13 protein-coding genes are annotated in these 17228 nt (G+C 72.9%); 10 read left to right on the top strand and 3 right to left on the bottom strand.

What is annotated here, in order from left to right; genetic code table 11:
- Nucleotides 1–56: 56 nt before the first annotated feature.
- The 3 genes from MXD61_RS10780 to MXD61_RS10790 all read left to right on the top strand — a co-directional run bounded on the left by MXD61_RS10780 (nucleotide 57) and on the right by MXD61_RS10790 (nucleotide 2099).
- Nucleotides 57–218 (top strand): hypothetical protein, encoded by a 162-nt coding sequence (locus MXD61_RS10780; protein WP_163547339.1) that lies wholly within the window; start codon nucleotides 57–59, stop codon nucleotides 216–218.
- Nucleotides 219–306: 88 nt separating this feature from the next.
- On the top strand, nucleotides 307–1095 hold the full coding sequence (locus tag MXD61_RS10785; RefSeq protein WP_248812694.1) for a methyltransferase domain-containing protein: 789 nt from the start codon (nucleotides 307–309) through the stop codon (nucleotides 1093–1095).
- A gap of 593 nt (nucleotides 1096–1688) precedes the next feature.
- The gene (locus tag MXD61_RS10790) at nucleotides 1689–2099 is read left to right on the top strand and encodes a DUF3040 domain-containing protein (protein WP_248812695.1); all 411 of its coding nucleotides are present in this window, start codon (nucleotides 1689–1691) and stop codon (nucleotides 2097–2099) included.
- A gap of 116 nt (nucleotides 2100–2215) precedes the next feature.
- Here MXD61_RS10790 and MXD61_RS10795 read toward each other — a convergent pair whose 3' ends face one another.
- Genes MXD61_RS10795 through MXD61_RS10805 form a run of 3 tightly spaced genes read right to left on the bottom strand, consistent with a single transcriptional unit; the run spans nucleotide 2216 to nucleotide 7316 of the window.
- The gene (locus MXD61_RS10795) at nucleotides 2216–4816 is read right to left on the bottom strand and encodes a transglutaminaseTgpA domain-containing protein (protein WP_248812696.1); all 2601 of its coding nucleotides are present in this window, start codon (nucleotides 4814–4816) and stop codon (nucleotides 2216–2218) included.
- The gene (locus tag MXD61_RS10800; protein ID WP_248812697.1) at nucleotides 4813–6279 is read right to left on the bottom strand and encodes a DUF58 domain-containing protein; all 1467 of its coding nucleotides are present in this window, start codon (nucleotides 6277–6279) and stop codon (nucleotides 4813–4815) included. Before MXD61_RS10800 ends, MXD61_RS10795 begins: the two co-directional genes overlap by 4 nt.
- Nucleotides 6280–6287: 8 nt before the next feature.
- Nucleotides 6288–7316, bottom strand: a complete 1029-nt coding sequence (locus tag MXD61_RS10805; protein WP_248812698.1) for a MoxR family ATPase — start codon at nucleotides 7314–7316, stop codon at nucleotides 6288–6290.
- Nucleotides 7317–8011: 695 nt separating this feature from the next.
- Here MXD61_RS10805 and mraZ point away from each other — a divergent pair.
- From mraZ to mraY, 7 genes are all read left to right on the top strand, one after another.
- A complete protein-coding gene (mraZ, locus tag MXD61_RS10810) occupies nucleotides 8012–8443 on the top strand; it encodes a division/cell wall cluster transcriptional repressor MraZ (RefSeq protein ID WP_248812737.1) in 432 nt (143 codons plus the stop codon).
- A gap of 166 nt (nucleotides 8444–8609) precedes the next feature.
- Nucleotides 8610–9593 (top strand): 16S rRNA (cytosine(1402)-N(4))-methyltransferase RsmH, encoded by a 984-nt coding sequence (rsmH, locus tag MXD61_RS10815; RefSeq protein WP_248812699.1) that lies wholly within the window; start codon nucleotides 8610–8612, stop codon nucleotides 9591–9593.
- Nucleotides 9590–10546: a hypothetical protein gene (locus MXD61_RS10820; protein WP_248812700.1), complete on the top strand. Its 957-nt coding sequence runs from the start codon at nucleotides 9590–9592 to the stop codon at nucleotides 10544–10546. The genes rsmH and MXD61_RS10820 overlap by 4 nt, the downstream gene beginning before the upstream one ends.
- A gap of 365 nt (nucleotides 10547–10911) precedes the next feature.
- Nucleotides 10912–12753 carry a penicillin-binding protein 2 gene (locus MXD61_RS10825; protein WP_248812701.1) on the top strand — a complete coding sequence of 614 codons (1842 nt, stop codon included), beginning with the start codon at nucleotides 10912–10914 and terminating at the stop codon, nucleotides 12751–12753.
- A 131-nt stretch (nucleotides 12754–12884) separates the two neighbouring features.
- Nucleotides 12885–14501 (top strand): UDP-N-acetylmuramoyl-L-alanyl-D-glutamate--2,6-diaminopimelate ligase, encoded by a 1617-nt coding sequence (locus tag MXD61_RS10830; RefSeq protein WP_248812702.1) that lies wholly within the window; start codon nucleotides 12885–12887, stop codon nucleotides 14499–14501.
- Nucleotides 14498–16108 (top strand): UDP-N-acetylmuramoyl-tripeptide--D-alanyl-D-alanine ligase, encoded by a 1611-nt coding sequence (gene murF, locus MXD61_RS10835; RefSeq protein ID WP_248812703.1) that lies wholly within the window; start codon nucleotides 14498–14500, stop codon nucleotides 16106–16108. Before MXD61_RS10830 ends, murF begins: the two co-directional genes overlap by 4 nt.
- 49 nt (nucleotides 16109–16157) lie before the next feature.
- Nucleotides 16158–17225, top strand: coding sequence for a phospho-N-acetylmuramoyl-pentapeptide-transferase (gene mraY / locus MXD61_RS10840; RefSeq protein ID WP_248812704.1), 1068 nt, complete (start codon nucleotides 16158–16160; stop codon nucleotides 17223–17225).
- Nucleotides 17226–17228: the final 3 nt, after the last annotated feature.

Here is a 17228-nt window from a genome sequence, read left to right on the forward strand (position 1 = left end):
CGCTCACTATCAGTCAGCCATCTGGGTGCTGTCGGTGACGAGGCGGGAGTGCGTCGATGCGGGATGTACGGGTGCTGCGCGAGGTACGCATCCTCCGGGACACGCGGATCTCCCAGAACGCACGGGTGCTGCGGCACGCCTGGGGGCTCTCGGTCCTGGGCCTGTCGATCGGCGGGCTCGCGGTGGGCGTCGCGATCGGCCTCACCGTCGGCCGCTGATCCTGCCGTCCAGTGCAGCCCTGCCGTCCAGTGCAAGCCCTGCCGTCCAGTGCAAGCCCGTCGCCGTACCGCGAGCAGGAGTCGACACATGATCGAGGAGCTCGTGGCGGCATCCGATGCCAGCCTCGGTGACAGCGGAGCCGACCTGCGACAGGCGGCGATCTGGCCGGGAGTCTGGGCCCTGCTGTCCACCTGCGGGGTGCCGAGGCCACTGATCGTGGACGCCGGCGGCGGCAGCGGGGGATTCGCCGTACCGATCGCGGCGGCCGGATATCCGGTGATCGTTGTCGACCCGTCCCCGGACGCGCTCGCCGCGCTGCGGCTGCGAGCGGCCGAACGCGGCCTCGGTCACCAGATCACCGCGGTGCAGGGCGACCTCGGCGACCTGGGCGACCTCGTCGGGGTGGGTCGGGCTGACGTGCTGCTGTGCCACTCGGTTCTCGACGTCGTGGACGATCCGGCGGCCGCGCTCGCCCAGGCGCTGCGGGTGCTGCGGCCAGGCGGAACGCTCAGCCTGCTGGTCGCGGGGCAGGGCGCCGCGGTGCTGCACCGGGTGCTCGCCGGGCGGATCGACGAGGCGTTCGCGGTGTTCACCGGGGAGCTGGGACGGGCTCCCCGGCCATCCCGGCGCTTCAGCGTGGCCGACGCCGTCGCGCTGGTGCGCAGAGCCGGTGGGGAGGTGACGGATGTGCACGGAGCGCGGATCTTCACCGATCTGGTGCCCGGGGAACGGCTGAGCGACCCGCGGGTGGTCGAGAGCCTGCGCCGTCTGGAACTCGCCGCCGCCCGGCACGAGTCGTACCGGGATCTCGCCGCCCACCTGCACGTCCTCGCGCGCCGCCCGGCTCGACAGCCCCACATCGATGATCATGAATGAGGGGTGCGTGGGGGCGGGTGGCGCCGCGCGGGAGAGCACCATTGCGGACCGTGACCCGCTCCCGGACCCCGCACGAGCCCACCGACGTCACCCGAACGGTGCACGCCACCGACGTCGACCTCGACCAGGGGCCGTCTGGTGACGGATATCGCACCGGGGTGGTGCTCCCGGCGGTGCGGTTACTCGGTGTGCGCGCCGGCAACCTCGTGGCGGCCGGGATGCCCGGGCGCCAGCTCCGCCTCGGTGAGCGTCCCGCCGGCTGGGCGGAGCTGGACCAGGTCACCGACCGGGCCCGGGCACGCTTCGGTGCGGCCGCCCTCGGACCCGTCTCGCTGCTCAACAGGCCAGGGCTTCAACAGGCCAGGGCTTCAACAGGCCAGGGCTGGCTGGCGGGCCCGCGACGCCACGCCGGTCGGGCGCGTCCGGCCGGCGCGAGCAAGCATGAACGGCACGGCTGCGGGCATCGCAGGAAGGGAAGGGAATCGCGCGGTTCCGGCCGGCATGACGGGTTGCCTACCGCCGCCGCCCCGGCATGCCTATTCTTGGTTGTGCGGACCCGTCACTGCGGGTCTGAGGTCGTGGGAGGAGCGTCGATGCCGCTCTCGGAGAACGAGCAGCGCCTGCTGGAGCAGATCGAGCGCGCTCTCGTCGAGGATGATCCGAAGTTCGCCAGTGCAGTCAGGTCGACGGAGCCCCGCACCTATCTGTTGCGCCGGGTGCGCCGCAGTGCGTTCGTCTTCCTGCTCGGGCTTGTGGTTCTGGTCGTCGGCGTGGTGCTCAACCAGGTGCCGCTCACGGTGATTCTGGGCATCCTCGGGTTCGCGATGATGCTGCTCGCAGCCCTGCGCGGAGCCGCCGATCTACGGCGGATCAGCGGTCGGGAGACCGGCGGGCGTCGTCCAGTGGCCCGTGGGCGCGGCGGGAAGTCGCGGCCCCGCACCAGGGCGCCGTTCATGGAGCGCGTCGAGGAGCGTTGGCGTCGCCGCTGGGAGGACCGCCCCTGAGCATCCGCTCCGTGGCATGTCGGACATCGGCGGTACAGCCGTCGGCGTCCGGGTGGTTCGGCGATGGCTGGCGCGTGGTCATGTCCGCGCTGGCTCCCGGTGGCGACCCGCGTCGATCAGCGGCGGGAGCTGATGGCTGGTTCTGGGCGGCCGATGTCCGACTCGTCCGGATGGTGTGGGTCGATCGGCGCGGGAGGCTCCTCGGTCGGGATACCAGCGTCCGGGGTGGGCGAGGCGGCGGGTCGCGGCGCGCGGTACAGCACGGACGCTGGTGCCAGGCGGGCCATGATGCGGCGTGCGCGGGGGGCGATCGACCACAGCGTGTCCGATGCGATCAGCACATCCCTGGTGATCTCGGCCGGCGGGGGTGGGCTGGCGAGTTCCTGCGGAGCGTAGCGGGCGCGTTCCTCGGCGGCCGCGAGTCGTCCGAGTGCCTCGCGGGCTTGGGCGTATCGGAGAGACGGTGCGGCGTCCGGGGTCAGGTCGTCGTCCGGGCCGGGCTCGTCAGGGGCGGGGGAACCGCTGATGGCGGGGGAGTCCTTGGCGCGCACGGGTCCGCCGCCGGGGGTGGGTTCGGCGTCGAGGTAGCTGCTCAGGCGGGCGACGCCGGTTCGGGGGGAGTCGCTCGGGCGGATCGTCACGCCCAGATCCGCGGCGACGTCGAGCAGTTCCGACCAGGCGTCGTGTACCTGGTCGACCGAACCATGCGCACCGGCGCCGGAAGCGGCGTCGGCACCGCCGGCATGGCGGCCTGGACGCAGTCGGGTGCGGCGGCGGCGTAGCCGGATCAACCCGGGCACCGCCAGCGCGAGCAGCACCGGGCCGGCGGCGACGAGCAGCACGATCGCCCACCAGGGGAAGCCGCCGCCGGTCGCGCGGTGGGGAGCGTCGGCGGCGGTGTCGGACGCGCCATCGGTGGCGGTGGCGGTGGGAGCCGCGCTCGGGTCCTGCCCGCTACCGGTGCTGGGATCCGGTTCGGGGGCGACCTGGGTCTGCGGGCCGGGCGCCAGCGCCGCGTCCGGGTCCTCGACGCCGGCGGGGGCGTAGGACGGGGCGGTGGTCGCACCGTCAGCGCGGCGGGTCGGTTCGAAACCGAGCCAGCCCACCGACGGGAACCAGACCTCGGGCCAGGCGTGCGCCTGCCGGTTGGTGACCAGGTAGGTGCCGTCCGGCTGCTGTTCACCTGGTACGAAGCCGATCGCGACCCGCGCGGGTATCCCCATCATCCGCACGAGCACCGTCATCGCCGAGGCGAACTGTTCGCAGTAGCCGCGGTGGGTGTCGAACAGGAACGCGGCGAGTGCGCCGTCCTGGGTGGTGGGTGCGCCCTGCAGGTCGTAGGTGAACGTGGGGCCACGCAGGTACTCCTGGATGGCGTAGACCTTCTCGTAGGTGGTGGCGGCACCCTGGGTGAGGGTGGCGAGCAGGGTGCGCAGCCGGCCGTCGAGGTTCGCCGGCAGCAGCGTGTCGACGGCCAGGTCCGCGGGCACACGGCCGTTGGAGCTCAGCAGCTGCGCCCGGGTCGGATCCGCACTGACCGCCTCGACCTGGTAGCGCACACCGGCCGTCGAGGTGCGGGTCGAGAAGATGGTGCCGGTCGGATCGGCGAGCCGCCAGTCGCCGACCAGGCCCTTGATCTTCGTCGGGATACCGGGAACTGGCAGGTACAGCTCGTTGAACCGGTCGCTGATCGTGACCTCGGCGCTGGCGATGCTGGTAGTCCCACCAAGCTGTGGTTTCGGGAGGCCCTCGCTCACCCGGTCGTCGCGGGTGGCGTTGAGCGCCCGCAGGGTGAACAGCTGGCCGTCGAAGTTCTCCAGCGCGGTCAGCCGCAGGTAGCGGGGAGTCTCGGTGCGCACACGCAGCAGCGGGATGGTGGCGTCGGCGTGCAGCTGCTGGCTGACCGAGACGATCGGCTGGACGACACTGGCCGAACTCGGGCCGTCACCAGCGCCGTAGCCGCTGCGCCGTGAGACCAGCCCGGAACCGTCCAGCGACGGCAGTGCCAGCGGCAGCGTGACCGCGACGACCAGCGCGGCCAGCGAAACCCCGAGGGCCGTCACGGCCACCCGGGGGCGCGGCGGTTCACCGGCCGACCCGTCGGCGCCGGCCCCGGTGGACGTGGCCACGGGGCGGCCCCACCGGCCGATGGCGAGTCGTCCATCCAGCAGGAGCAGGGCGACGAAGCTCACCGCGCCGAGGCCGAACGCCAGCGCGCCGACCCCGCCCGGCAGGATCGCCGCCGACACGGCGTACAACGCCAGCAGCGGCAGCCCGCCGAGGGTCGGCCGTTCCAGGGTCACCACGATCAGCTCGACGAGCATGGTGGTCAGATAGACGCCGAGCACGATGAGCACGACCAGACCCGGCCGGTGCGGGACGGGTGTGGCCAGCCGCGAGATGTCCGAGCTGCCGTCAGCGATGAGGTCGCGCAGGGTGCTTACGGTCAGCGGGGTCGGGATCAGCCCGAGCAGCGCCGTGCCACGGGCGCAGAGCAGGGTGACCGTCACGGCCAGGCCGGCGAGGCTGATCACCAACCCGGCCACGGTGGGCAGCCGCAGCAGCCGGCTCACCGTCGCGGTCACCACGGCGACGAGCACCGCGATCACCACCGGGACCAGCCACCAGCGGGTGCCGTCGAACAGCCGGGACAGCGCACTGGACGACAGCAGACAGGCCACCGTGGTGACCGCGGTGGGCGCGAAGCGACGGTTCACCTGCCCACCGCCGCGCCGCGCAGCCCCGGAACCGCCGGGGCACCCCGCCCGGGCGACACGCCCGGCCCGATCGCACCGTCACGACCGGCCGCGACACCCCGGCCGGGGAGATCACCCGGGCGGCCAGGCCCACCCGTACCGCCCGCACCGGTAGCCGTGGCGCCGAGGCGACCGCTCGCCGCCGCCGGACCGCGGGCAGTGCCACCGGCGCCCGGCCACAGGGCGGCCAGCCGCGCCCCACGTGGGGCGACGAGCACCGCCCAGCCGGCCCGCGACAGAACCCCGCGCACCGCGACCAGGTCGCCGGCCGCCGATTCGGGTGCGGCGCCGGGATCCCAACTGGTCACGTCGACGAGGACGGCGATGGCCGGGGCGCCGGTCGGACGCAGCCCGCACAGCGCCGTGGCCAGCGTGGAATCGGCGTGCCCCAGCACCGCCACGATCATGCCGCCCTGGCCGGCACCGGCGCCGGGACGCCGCGCCGCGGCCAACGCCGGACGCAGGGACGCCGTCTGCGCCGGGGACAGCGTGGACAACTCGTCGAGCAGGCCGGACAGGGCCGTGCCGGCGATCGTCGTGACCGGGCCACGGTCGGTGATCAGCCGGACGCGATGCCCGCCGCGGGCCAGGTGCATCCCGATGCCGCCGACGGCGCCGATCGCCCATTCGAACGCGTCCGACCCGGGGGCGCCGGTGAAGCCGGGGGAGCCGGGCCACGCCCGGGCCCGGGAATCCAACAGCAGGGTGGCGGCGCTGGTGTGCGGATGCTCCTCCCGGCGGACCATCATCTCGCCGGAGCGGGCGGTCGTCTTCCAGTGCACCCGGCGCAGGTCATCGCCCGGCCGGTAGGGACGGGTGGTGGTCTCGTCCTCCCCGACGAGGCCGCTGACGCGACGCTGCTCGGCCCGCTGGCTCGCCGACCCGCGGGGCAGCGCGCGGGGCAGCCGCTCCAGCGCCGGGGCGACGACCAGCTCGTCCAGGCTGCGGAAGCTACGGGTCAGTTCGCACAGGCCGAACGGGTCGCCCAGGCGGATCGCCATCGGGCCGATCTGGTAACGCCCGCGGGTCGTCGCCCGCAGCGCGTAGGTCAGGTCACGGCGGCCACCCGGTTCGATCCGGTCGAGGACGAACCGCGCCCCGCCGCCGAGCCCGGAACCGGCGGTGTCCTCCACGAACAGCACCGAGGACGCCGAGCGGCTGACGTTCTCCAACTGGATGCGCACGGCCACCCGGTCACCGGCGGTGACCCGACGTGGTTCGAGGCGCCGGGTGCACGACAACCGGTACCGGGTGCGGCACACCACGGCCGCCGCGAGGATCGGCAGGCAGGCCAGCAGAATCCCGATGCGCAGCAGATCCTGCTCGCCGAGCAGGACGGCGGACACCACGCAGGCGGCTCCGGCCGCCAGAAACGAGCGGCCCCGGATCGTCAGGCCGCGTAGCGCCGCGACAAAATCCCGCACACGCAGCTCTAACGACCGTGGCGCAGCGGGCGTGCCCCGCCGGGCCGGACAACGGGCACCCGATCCAGAATGTCGGCCAGAATACGGCCGCATACCTCGGTGGCCGGCTCACCGGAAAGCAGGATCTCCGGATGGGCCAGCAGCCGGTGGGCCAGCACCGGAATCGCCATCTCCTGGACGTCGTCGGGTAGGACGAAGGCCCGCTGGTCGAGGGCGGCCCGCGCCCGGGCGGTGCGGATGAGGTGCAGCGCCGCCCGCGGGGAGGCGCCGAGCGACACATCAGGATGCGCGCGGGTGGCGCCGACCAGATCGACGATGTACTGGCGTACCTCGGGGGAGACGTGCACCGTGCGAACCAGGGCGACGAGCCGGATGATCTCGGCGGCGTCGGTGACCGGGGTGACGCCGGTCAGCGGATTGTTGCTGCCGTGCGAGTCGAGCATCGCCATCTCGGCGGCGGGTGACGGGTAGCCCATCGAGATACGGGCGGTGAAACGGTCGCGCTGGGCCTCGGGAAGCGCCCGGGTGCCTTCCATCTCCACCGGGTTCTGGGTGGCGATCACCATGAACGGCGGTTCGAGCCGGTAGGTGACGCCGTCGACGGTGACCTGGTGCTCCTCCATGCATTCGAGCAGGGCCGACTGCGCCTTGGGCTCGGCCCGGTTGATCTCGTCGCCGACGACGATGTTCGCGAACACCGGGCCGGGCCGGAACTCGAAGTCGCGGGTGCCCTGGTTGTAGACGCTCACGCCGGTGACGTCACCGGGCAGCAGATCCGGCGTGAACTGGATGCGGCGCACCCGGGCATCGATGGAACGGGCCAGGGCCTTGGCCAGCATCGTCTTGCCGACGCCGGGCACATCCTCGATGAGCAGGTGGCCTTCGGAGAGCAGCACCACGAGCGCGGTGGTGATCACCTCGCCCTTGCCGTCGATGACGGTCTCGACCGAGGCGCGCACGCGCCCGGCCACCTCGGCGAGATGACCGATGTCGGTCACCGGGTCACGCCAGTGACGCAGACCAGGATCGGTCACCACCAGTGTCCCCCTCCGGGAGTCGGTCGTTCGGGTGTCGATGCGTTCGGGCGCGCGTTCGGGTGCCGAGACCGTGAGGGGCTCGGCACCGGGCGGCACCGCCCGCGAGCGTCTCGTCACCGGTCGGCGCGCGGCTTGTTCGGGCAGTGCCCGTTTCTTTTGAGTGTGACATCCGCAGGTCCGCCGCAGGAGACGGTGGTCGCGGAATCTCACGTCCTCGCGCTTGTGTACGGACAGCCGCCGGACGGACTCGACCGACGCCCACAGATCGGTGCCGGGTTGGTACGGGGTTGGTCGGGGCCCCCGGGCGGGGGTCACCCACCCGTGCCGGAGGCGTTCCACCGACGTGCGATCTGGTCGACCGAGGCGTTGCAGGTAGAGCCTGTTTCTGTCTGGTTTTCGCGGTTTATACCACCCCGTAACAGGGCATAGCAGGCGCCCGCTGATGGAGTGTTCCTGGTGGGTTGGCGCGGGGTGTCGAGGGAGCGTTGGGTGGGGGGTAGTGGAGTAGAGTGGCGCGCAGTGGGGGGCATCAGCGTGCAGATGGGCCTGCGGATGGGTTCTGTAGGTGAGCCCAGCGGGTGGGCCTGGCGGAAGGGCCCGGCGAACGGGTCCTGCGGATGGGTCCGGCGGCCGGTTCTGGGCTGTCGGGCGCTGTCCTCCCGGTAAGTGGTCGTGGCAGGGAGGTCGAGGGCGCCGTGTTCCTCGGCAGTCACACGCCGCGGCTGGATGACAAAGGGCGGTTGACGCTGCCCGCGAAGTTCCGGGACGAGCTGGAAGGGGGGCTGGTGATCACCAAGGGTCAGGAACGCTGCCTGTATGTCTTTCCGATGGCGGAGTTCACCCGGATCAGCGAGTCCCTGCGCACAGCTCCGGTAACCGCCAAGGCGTTGCGTGACTACAGCCGGATCTTCTTCTCGTCCGCCGCTGACGACGTACCCGATCGGCAGGGGCGAATCACCATTCCCGGCCCGCTGCGCGCCTATGCGGGTTTGGTCCGAGAGTGCGTCGTCAACGGTGCGAACACCAGGGTCGAGGTGTGGGATGCCACGCGTTGGCAGACCTACCTGGACAGCCAGGAGGAATCGTTCGCCGAGCTGTCCGAGGAGGTCCTGCCCGGAGTGATCTGAGTCGTCCTGGGCCGCGCGTGTCGCGGTCCGCCCGGCCCGCCTCCCGTTCACCTTCACCGGCCGCCTCTTCCCCGGCGACCGGCGCCAGGTGGGCGTGGAAGCCCTCACGCACAGCTGAAGAAGACGAGGTTCACGAGCGGTCGAGGGAGGCTCAGCACTGAACGCGATGCACACGCCTGTGCTGACCGACCGGGTACTCGATCTGCTCGCCCCGGCCCTGACCATGCCGGGTTCCGTGGTGGTGGACGCGACCGTGGGTCTTGGTGGGCACACCGCCGCGCTGCTCGAACGGTTCCCCGAGCTCCAGGTGATCGGGCTCGACCGCGACCCGGAGGCGCTCGCGCGCAGCCAGGCCCGCCTGGATGTCGTCGCCGGCGGCCGGTTCCGGCTGGTCCAGGCCGTCTACGACGAGATCGGCGAGGTGCTGGCGCGCCTGGGTCGGGCCTCCGTGCGCGGAGTGCTGTTCGACCTCGGGGTGTCGTCCCTGCAACTCGACACCGACGAACGCGGTTTCGCCTACTCCCGGGACGCCCCGCTGGACATGCGGATGGACGGCGGTGAGAGCGGCGGGCAGACCGCGGCCGACATCCTCAACCATTACGACGCCGCGGCCCTCGCCCGCGTTCTGCGGGTCTACGGCGAGGAGCGGTTCGCCCGACGCATCGCCGAGGCGGTCGTGCGAGCCCGCGCCGACGCGCCGTTCACCACCTCGGCCCGCCTGGTCGACCTGGTCCGCGACGCGATTCCGGCGCCGGCCCGGCGCACCGGCGGCAACCCGGCCAAACGCACCTTCCAGGCACTGCGCATCGAGGTCAACACCGAGCTGGACGTCCTGGCCCGGGCGCTGCCCGCGGCCTTCGATGCCCTCGACGTCGGCGGGCGTGTGGTGGTCCTGTCCTACCACTCGCTGGAGGACCGGATCGTCAAGCACCAGCTGGCGCCGTACGCGCAGACGCTGGTCCCGCCGGACATGCCGGTGATCCCGGCGGGTGCCGCGCCCCGGCTGCGCTGGCTGACCCGAGGTGCCGAACCCGCGAGCGAAGCAGAGAAGTCCGACAACCCGCGGGCGGCCTCCGTCCGACTACGGGCCGCCGAACGTACGGCCCCGAACCCGGGTCAGGCCCGGCCCACCATCGGAGGTGCATCGTGACCGCCACCGCGCAGCCGCTTTCCCGCGACGATCGCGCTGCCCGTCCGGCCTCCTCCGGTCGCGCCGCCACCTCGGGCCGGTCCGGTTCGACTGGTCGTACCGGTTCGTCGGGGCGGGCGGGTTCGGCCGGTCGCGCCCGGTCCGCGGCGACCCGGTCGGCCGAGGAACCGCCGGCGGGCCCACCGATCCCGCCGGGTCGCGCCGCGTCGATGCGGACCGCGGCACCGGCCCGCTCGGCCGCCGCGACCGCTCCCGTCCTCGAGCCGGCACCGCGACGCGCACCCGTGCGGGTGCGGCTCACGGTCGTGCGGCCGGCGCCGCCGGGAGCCCGCAAGGGTCCTTTCGTCTTCCTGCTGCTCATACTGCTCGGCGCCGGGCTGCTCGGGCTGCTGCTGCTCAACCTGGCGCTGATGGAAGGCTCCTTCCAGGAGTCCAAGCTGCGCACCCGGGCGGCGTCGCTCGCGGACGCCCAGCAGGCCCTCATGCTCCAGGCCGACCAGCTCTCCGACCCGGCGGCCCTGGCCGCCGCGGCCGCCCGCGACGGCATGGTGCCCGGTGGCGTCCCGCAGTATGTCGCCCCCGGCTCGCCGCTGCCCACCGGTGCCCGGGTGCTGTCCCGGTCGCCGGAAGGCGGTGCCATCCTCGTGATCGTGCCCGCGCCGGCCGACCAGCAGGCCGCGACACAACAGCCGGCCGCGTCCGATCCGCAGACCACGGCGTCCGAGCCGCAGACCACAGCCGGTCAGCAGACCACAGCCGGTCAGCAGACCACAGCCGGTCAGCAGACCACAGGCGATCCGCAGACCACGGCCGGTCAGCCGGCGGCGGTCGATCCGCGGGACACGACGGCAGCGACCACCGGGACGAGCGCGACCACCGCGGATGCCGCCGCGGCCGGTGGTGACGCCGCCGCGACCGGCGGGCAGGCCGGGCCGGGTGACACCGGACGGTGAGCCCGAGCGAGCGCGGCCCGTCAGGCTCCGACGCCCGCCGCCCATCGGAGGGCAGGACCTCCGGGTCTCGCACGTCAGCCGCGCGCCCGTCGGAATCGGGCAGATCCGCGGCCGGCCGGACGTCGGGCACCCGGGCGTCGACCTCCCGTAGCTCCCAGACCCGTAGCTCGCAGACCCGTAGCTCGCAGACCCGTAGCTCGGTGACCCGTAGCTCGGTGACCCGAGGTGCTGGGGCACGAGGTGCTGGGACGCGCGGGTCCGCAACGCGCGGCGCTGGCACCGGGACCACCGGAAGTCGTGGCGTCGGCGCCCGGGCGTCCCTGCGGGGGGAGTCGTCCCCGCGGGGGTCGGCGACCCGGGGGGCGGTGACGCGGGGCTCGGCGGGTCGGCTGGCTGACGGTCTGCGTGGCGGGGGGCGTCCGGGTGGCGGCCGGCGACCGCCACGGCCGGTGGTGCCGCGGACCTACCGCCTGGGCAGCCCGCGTCGGCGGGTCCGGGTGACGGTCGTGCTCATGGTGGGACTGCTCGGCATTCTCGCGCTGCGACTGACCCAGCTGCAGGGGATCTCCGCGTCGAGGTACGCGGCCCAGGCCGAGGCGCAGCGGCTGCGGGTCATCCCGCTGCCCGCGGCCCGCGGCGCCATCACCGACCGGACCGGGCACACCCTCGCCCAGCACGTCGAGCTGCGTGCCGTCTACGCCAACCCGTCGAACATCAAGAACGTGCCGCTCACCGCGGCCAGGCTCGCCCCGCTGCTCGGCGAGAGCGTCGCGACGCTGACGAAGCGGATGACCACCGACCCGGACGCGGGCGTCAAGTTCGTCTACCTGGCCCGGCGACTCACCCCGCAGGTCGGCGACAAGGTCACCAGACTGGGACTGGCCGGTATCGGGATCACCGAGGAACGCGGGCGCACCTACCCGGGTGGGTCGCTGGCGGCGAACGTCGTCGGATTCATGCGCAGCGGCAAGGGCGACTCCCTCGTCGGCGGTGGCGGCATGGAACTCGAATACGACCAGCAGCTGCGCGGCGCCGACGGCAAACGCCAGCTGATGGCCAACCCGGAGGGCATCGAGATCCCCTCCGGACGTACCTCCCAGACCGATCCGGTGCCGGGTTCGGCGTTGCGGCTCACCCTTGACCGGGACATCCAGTGGAGCGCCCAGAACGCCATCGCCGAGGCCGTTCAGTCGTCCCAGGCGGACGGTGGCACCGTCGTCGTGATGGACCCGCGCACCGGCGACATCCTGGCGATGGCCGACGCGCCCACGTTCGACCCGAACCACATCACCGCCAAGGACACCGCCGCGCTGGGTAACCGGGCCACCCGGGACGCCTACGAGCCCGGCAGCGTCAACAAGGTGATCACGATGGCGGCGGCGCTGGACCAGGGGCTGATCACCGACCAGACACCGGTGACCATCCCACCGTCCATCGTGCGCGGCGGGGTGAGCATCGAGGACTCCGAGAAGCACGGTGTGGAGCACCTGACGACGGCCGGTGTGCTGGCCCGCTCGAGCAACATCGGCACCGTGGAGATCGCCGACCAGGTCGGGCGGGCAGGACTCGAACGGGCGCTGCGGGCCTTCGGTCTCGGCGCCCGGACCGGGCTGCACTTCCCCGGTGAGGGCAGCGGCCTGCTGCCACCCTCGAAGGACTGGTCGGGCAGCCAGGCGGCCACCATCTCCTACGGCCAGGGCATGTCGGCGACCGCCCTGCAGATGGCCTCGGTGTACGCCACGGTCGCCAACGGCGGCGTGCGGGTCACCCCGCGCCTCGTCGACGCCGTCACCGGCCCGGACGGTGTCGTCACCACCGCCGCGCATCCGCCCGGCCAGCGGGTCATCAGCGCGCAGACCGCCTCGACGCTGACCGCGATGCTCGAGACGGTCGCCACCAACGAGGGCACCGCGCCGCTCGCCCAGGTTCCCGGCTACCGGGTCGCCGGCAAGACGGGCACCGCCTACCGGCCCGACCCGGTGCACGGCGGCTACCAGGGGTACACGTCGTCGTTCATCGGGTTCGCCCCGGCCGACGCCCCGCGGGTGGTGGTCGAGGTCGTCCTCGACAACCCGAAGAACGGGTACTACGGCGGGCAGGTCGCCGCGCCGGTGTTCCAGAAGGTGATGAGCTTCGCGTTGACCACCCTCGGGGTGCCGCAGCCGACGACGAAGCCCTCCCCGCTCGTCCTCGACCTTGACCAATAGCCGCGGATGCCCCGCGTGTCCAGGCTCGTTCGGCGAGTCGGGCCCGGGTCCAGGCGTGTCCGGCGCGGGACCACCCCCATGCCCGGGCGCCCGTGCGGATGCCCGTGCCGGCGCCCACTAAGGTCGTCAGCGTGACCTCTCCGGCACCCCGACCGGCCGCCACCGCGCCCTGTGCCCTGGCTGACCTGCGCACGATCCTCGCCGACACCGGCGCGGACGCCGCTTTCGACGCCGTGGCCGTCCTCGGTGTCACCCACGACTCCCGGCAGGTTCGTCCGGGGGATCTGTACGCGGCCCTGCCCGGGGCACATGTGCATGGTGCCCGGTTCGCCGCGCAGGCGTTCGCCGCGGGTGCGGTGGCCGTGCTCACCGATCCCGCGGGCGCCCATCTGATCGCCACCGACAGTGACCGCGATGGTTCGCCGACTCCGACTCCGGCCTCGGCCGCGGGGTCGGCGCCAGTACCGGTGCTGGTGAGCGCCGATCCGCGGCGCGACCTCGCCGCGGTGGCCGCCCGGGTGTACGGCGACCCGTCGGTCCGGCTGCGGCTGCTCGGCGTCACCGGCACGAACGGCAAGACGACGACCGCCTTCCTGCTGGACGCGGGCCTGCGGGCCGCCGGCCACACCACAGGGCTGATCGGCACGGTGGAGACCCGTGTCGGCGCGCAGCGGCTGGCCAGCGCCCACACCACCCCGGAGGCCAGCGATCTGCAGGCGCTGCTGGCGCTGATGGTGGAACGCGGCGTCGACGCCGCCGCGATGGAGATCTCCAGCCACGCGCTGGCCCAGCACCGCGCGGACGCGCTGCACGTCGCCGGTGCGCTGTTCACCAATCTCAGCCAGGATCACCTGGACTTCCATCCGACGATGGAGGACTACTTCGAGGCCAAGGCGACCCTGTTCGCGCCCGGACGCGCCGACGTGGCCGTGATCGGCGTCGCCGACCCGTGGGGCCGCCGCCTCGCCGCCCGCCGCCCGGACGCGATCACCTTCGCCGTCGAGGGCCCGGCGGACTGGACGGTCGCGGAGCTGTCCGCCGGCCCCACCGGCTCGGACCTGGTCGCCCACGGCCCGCACGGCCTGCGGGTGCCGCTGTCGGTGCCGCTGCCCGGCCGGTTCAACGTCGCGAACGCGCTCGGCGCCCTGGCGCTGCTCGTCGCGGTCGGTGTCGACGCGAACCGGGCGGCCGCGGGCATCGGCGCGCTGCCCGGTGTCCCCGGACGGATGGAACGGGTCGAGGCCGGGCAGCCGTTCCTCGCCCTCGTCGACTTCGCGCACACCCCCGACGCGGTGACCACACTGCTGGAGACCGTCCGGCCGCTGGTGAAGGGCCGCCTGATCACCGTGCTCGGCTGCGGCGGTGACCGGGACCGTGGCAAACGTCCGCTGATGGGTGAGGCCGCCGCGACACTCGCCGACCTCGCGATCCTGACCAGTGACAACCCGCGCTCCGAGGACCCGGCGGCCATCCTGGCCGAGATGCTCGCCGGTGTTCCCGCGCACCTGCGGGTGGACAGTCGCGTCCTGGTGCGGCCGGACCGGTCCGCCGCCATCGCCGCCGCGGTGGCCGCCGCCGGCCCGCAGGACGCCGTCGTCGTCGCGGGCAAGGGCCATGAATCCGGCCAGGAACAGGCCGGTGTGATCACCCCGTTCGACGACCGCATCGTGCTGCGGGCCGCGCTGGACGCCCTGGACGCGGGCCATCGGGCCGCGGCCGAGGGCCCGACGGGTCGGGTGCGCGGATGATCCCGCTCACCCTCGCCGAGGTCACCGCGGCCACCGGCGGCCGCCTCGAGGCCGGTGCGGACCCGGCTGCCCTGGTGCGTGCCGTGACGGTCGACTCGCGGCTGGTCGCCCCCGGTACCCTGTTCGTCGCGATCGTCGGCGAACGGGTGGACGGGCACGACCACGCCGCCGAGGCGATCGCCGCGGGCGCCCCCGCGGTGCTGGCCACCCGCGCGGTGACGGTGCCCTCGGTACGGGTCGACGACCCGCTGGCGGCGCTGGCGGCGCTGGCGGCCCTGGTGCGTGACCGGTCGCCGGCGGCCGTCGTCGCGGTCACCGGCTCCGCCGGCAAGACCACCACCAAGGATCTGCTGGCGGATCTGCTCGGCGAGATCGGTCCGACGATCTGGCCGCCGGGTTCGTTCAACAACGAGATCGGCCTGCCCCTGACCCTGCTGCGCACCGAACCCGACACCGCGTTCGTCGTGCTCGAGATGGGCGCGCGCGGGCTCGGTCACATCGCGGCCCTGTGCGCGATCGCCCGTCCCAGCGTCGGCGTGGTGCTGAACGTGGGCAGCGCCCACGTCGGCGAGTACGCCGACGGCCGGGCCGGGATCGCCAGGGCCAAGGGCGAACTCGCCGAGCGCGCCACCGACACCGTCATCCTCAACGCCGACGACCCCCTCGTCGCCGCCATGGCCACCCGTGTCCGTCGCACCGCCCAGGTGATCACCTTCACCCAGGCCGCCGGCGTCGGCGGGCAGCCACCGGCGGCGCTGGTGACCGAGGTCGGGGCGCGGCAGGTGCGGGTGGACGCGGCCGGGCGGGCGTCCTTCGTGCTGGTCGCCGGGGGAGAGCGGCATCCGGTGACGCTCGGGCTGGTCGGCGCGCACCAGGTCGCCAACGCGCTGGCGGCGGCGGCGGTCGCACTGCGGCTGGGGCTGCCGGCGGCGCGGGTGGCGGCGACCCTCACGGCCGCCCGGCCACGCAGCCGCTGGCGGATGGAGGTCAGCCGGACCGGGGCCGGGGTCACGATCGTCAACGACGCGTACAACGCGAACCCGGAGTCGATGCGTGCCGCGCTGCACACCCTGATCGGTCTGCGCGGGTCGGGCCGGGCCTTCGCCGTACTGGGTGGAATGGGTGAACTCGGTACGGCGGCCGACGAGGCACATGATGACCTTGGACGGCTCACCGTCGACCTCGGCATCGACCGGCTCGTCGCCGTCGGCGCAGCGGCCCGCCGCGTCCACGCCGCCGCCGAGACCGCACTGGCCACCAGCGGTGTCAGCGGTGGTGACGGTGCTGTCAGCGGTGGTGACGGTGCTGTCGACGGTGGCGGCAGGTCGTCGACGTGGGTCGCGGATGCCGACGCGGCGGTCGCGGCGGTGGTGGCGCGGGCGCGGGCGGGTGACGTCGTCCTGGTGAAGGCGAGCCGGTCGTACGGGCTGGAACGGGTCGCGCAGGACCTGACCGCGGCGTTCGGCCCAGCGCAGGACGGTGCGGCCGGCAGTGGCAGTGCGGCCGGCAGTGGCAGTGCGGCCGGCAGTGACAGGGGAACTGGTCAGAACAGCGGCGTCGGCCGGGGAGCCGGCACGCGGGTCGGTGCGGAGATCGAGGGGATATGAGGACGGACGGCTGTCGGCATCGACGTGATCCTGCGGGTGGGACGTCCGGGTGAGGGGCGTACTGATAGCGGCGCTGGTCGCGCTGGTGGTGTCGTTGCTGGGCACGCCCTGGGTGATCCGGCTGTTCCGCCGGCAGGGTTACGGGCAGGAGATCCGCGAGGACGGGCCGTCCAGCCACCTGACCAAGCGCGGTACCCCCACGATGGGCGGCACCGTGATCATCCTGGCCACGTTGGTGGGCTACTTCCTGGCCCATCTGGTGACCGGGATCGGCTTCACCGCGTCCGGACTTCTCGTGTTGCTGGTGATGACCGGGCTTGGGCTGGTCGGGTTCCTGGACGACTGGATCAAGATCCGTAAGCAGCGCAGTCTGGGCCTGACGGCGCGGATGAAGTTCGCCGGCCAGGCCGCGGTGGCGCTGGCGTTCGGCCTGCTCGCGGTGCGGTTCAAGAACCACGACGGGCTGCTGCCGGGCTCGACGTACATCTCGATCGTGCGGGACACGTCGATCTCGGTGGGAATCATCGCGTTCCCGTTGCTGGCCTGGATCATCATCGCGGCGACCTCGAACGCGGTGAACCTCACCGATGGTCTGGACGGGCTCGCCGCCGGAACCTCGGCGATGGTCTTCGGCGCGTACGTCGTCATCTCGTTCTGGCAGTTCGGTAACCAGTGTGGGTCGGCGGCCGACCAGTCGGGCTGCTACCTGGTGCGTGACCCGTTGGACGTGGCACTGGTCGCGGCGGCGGCGATGGGTGCCTGTTTCGGTTTCCTGTGGTGGAACGCGAGTCCCGCGAAGATCTTCATGGGGGACACCGGGTCGCTGGCGCTCGGCGGTGCGTTCGCCAGCATCGCCATCGTCAGCCGGACCGAACTGCTGCTGGTGGTCCTCGGCGGGCTGTTCGTGATCGAGACCCTGTCCGTCCTGATCCAGGTGGCCTTCTTCAAGGCGACGAAGAAGCGTGTGTTCAACATGGCGCCGATCCACCATCACTTCGAACTCGCCGAATGGCCCGAGACAACAGTGATCATCCGCTTCTGGATCGTCTCCGGCCTCGCGGTGGCGTTCGGCCTCGGCCTGTTCTACGCCGAGTTCCTGAATCACGGCGGAGGGTAGCAG

The sequence above is a fragment of the Frankia sp. AgPm24 genome, assembly GCF_023243055.1.
GTDB lineage: Bacteria > Actinomycetota > Actinomycetes > Frankiales > Frankiaceae > Frankia > Frankia umida.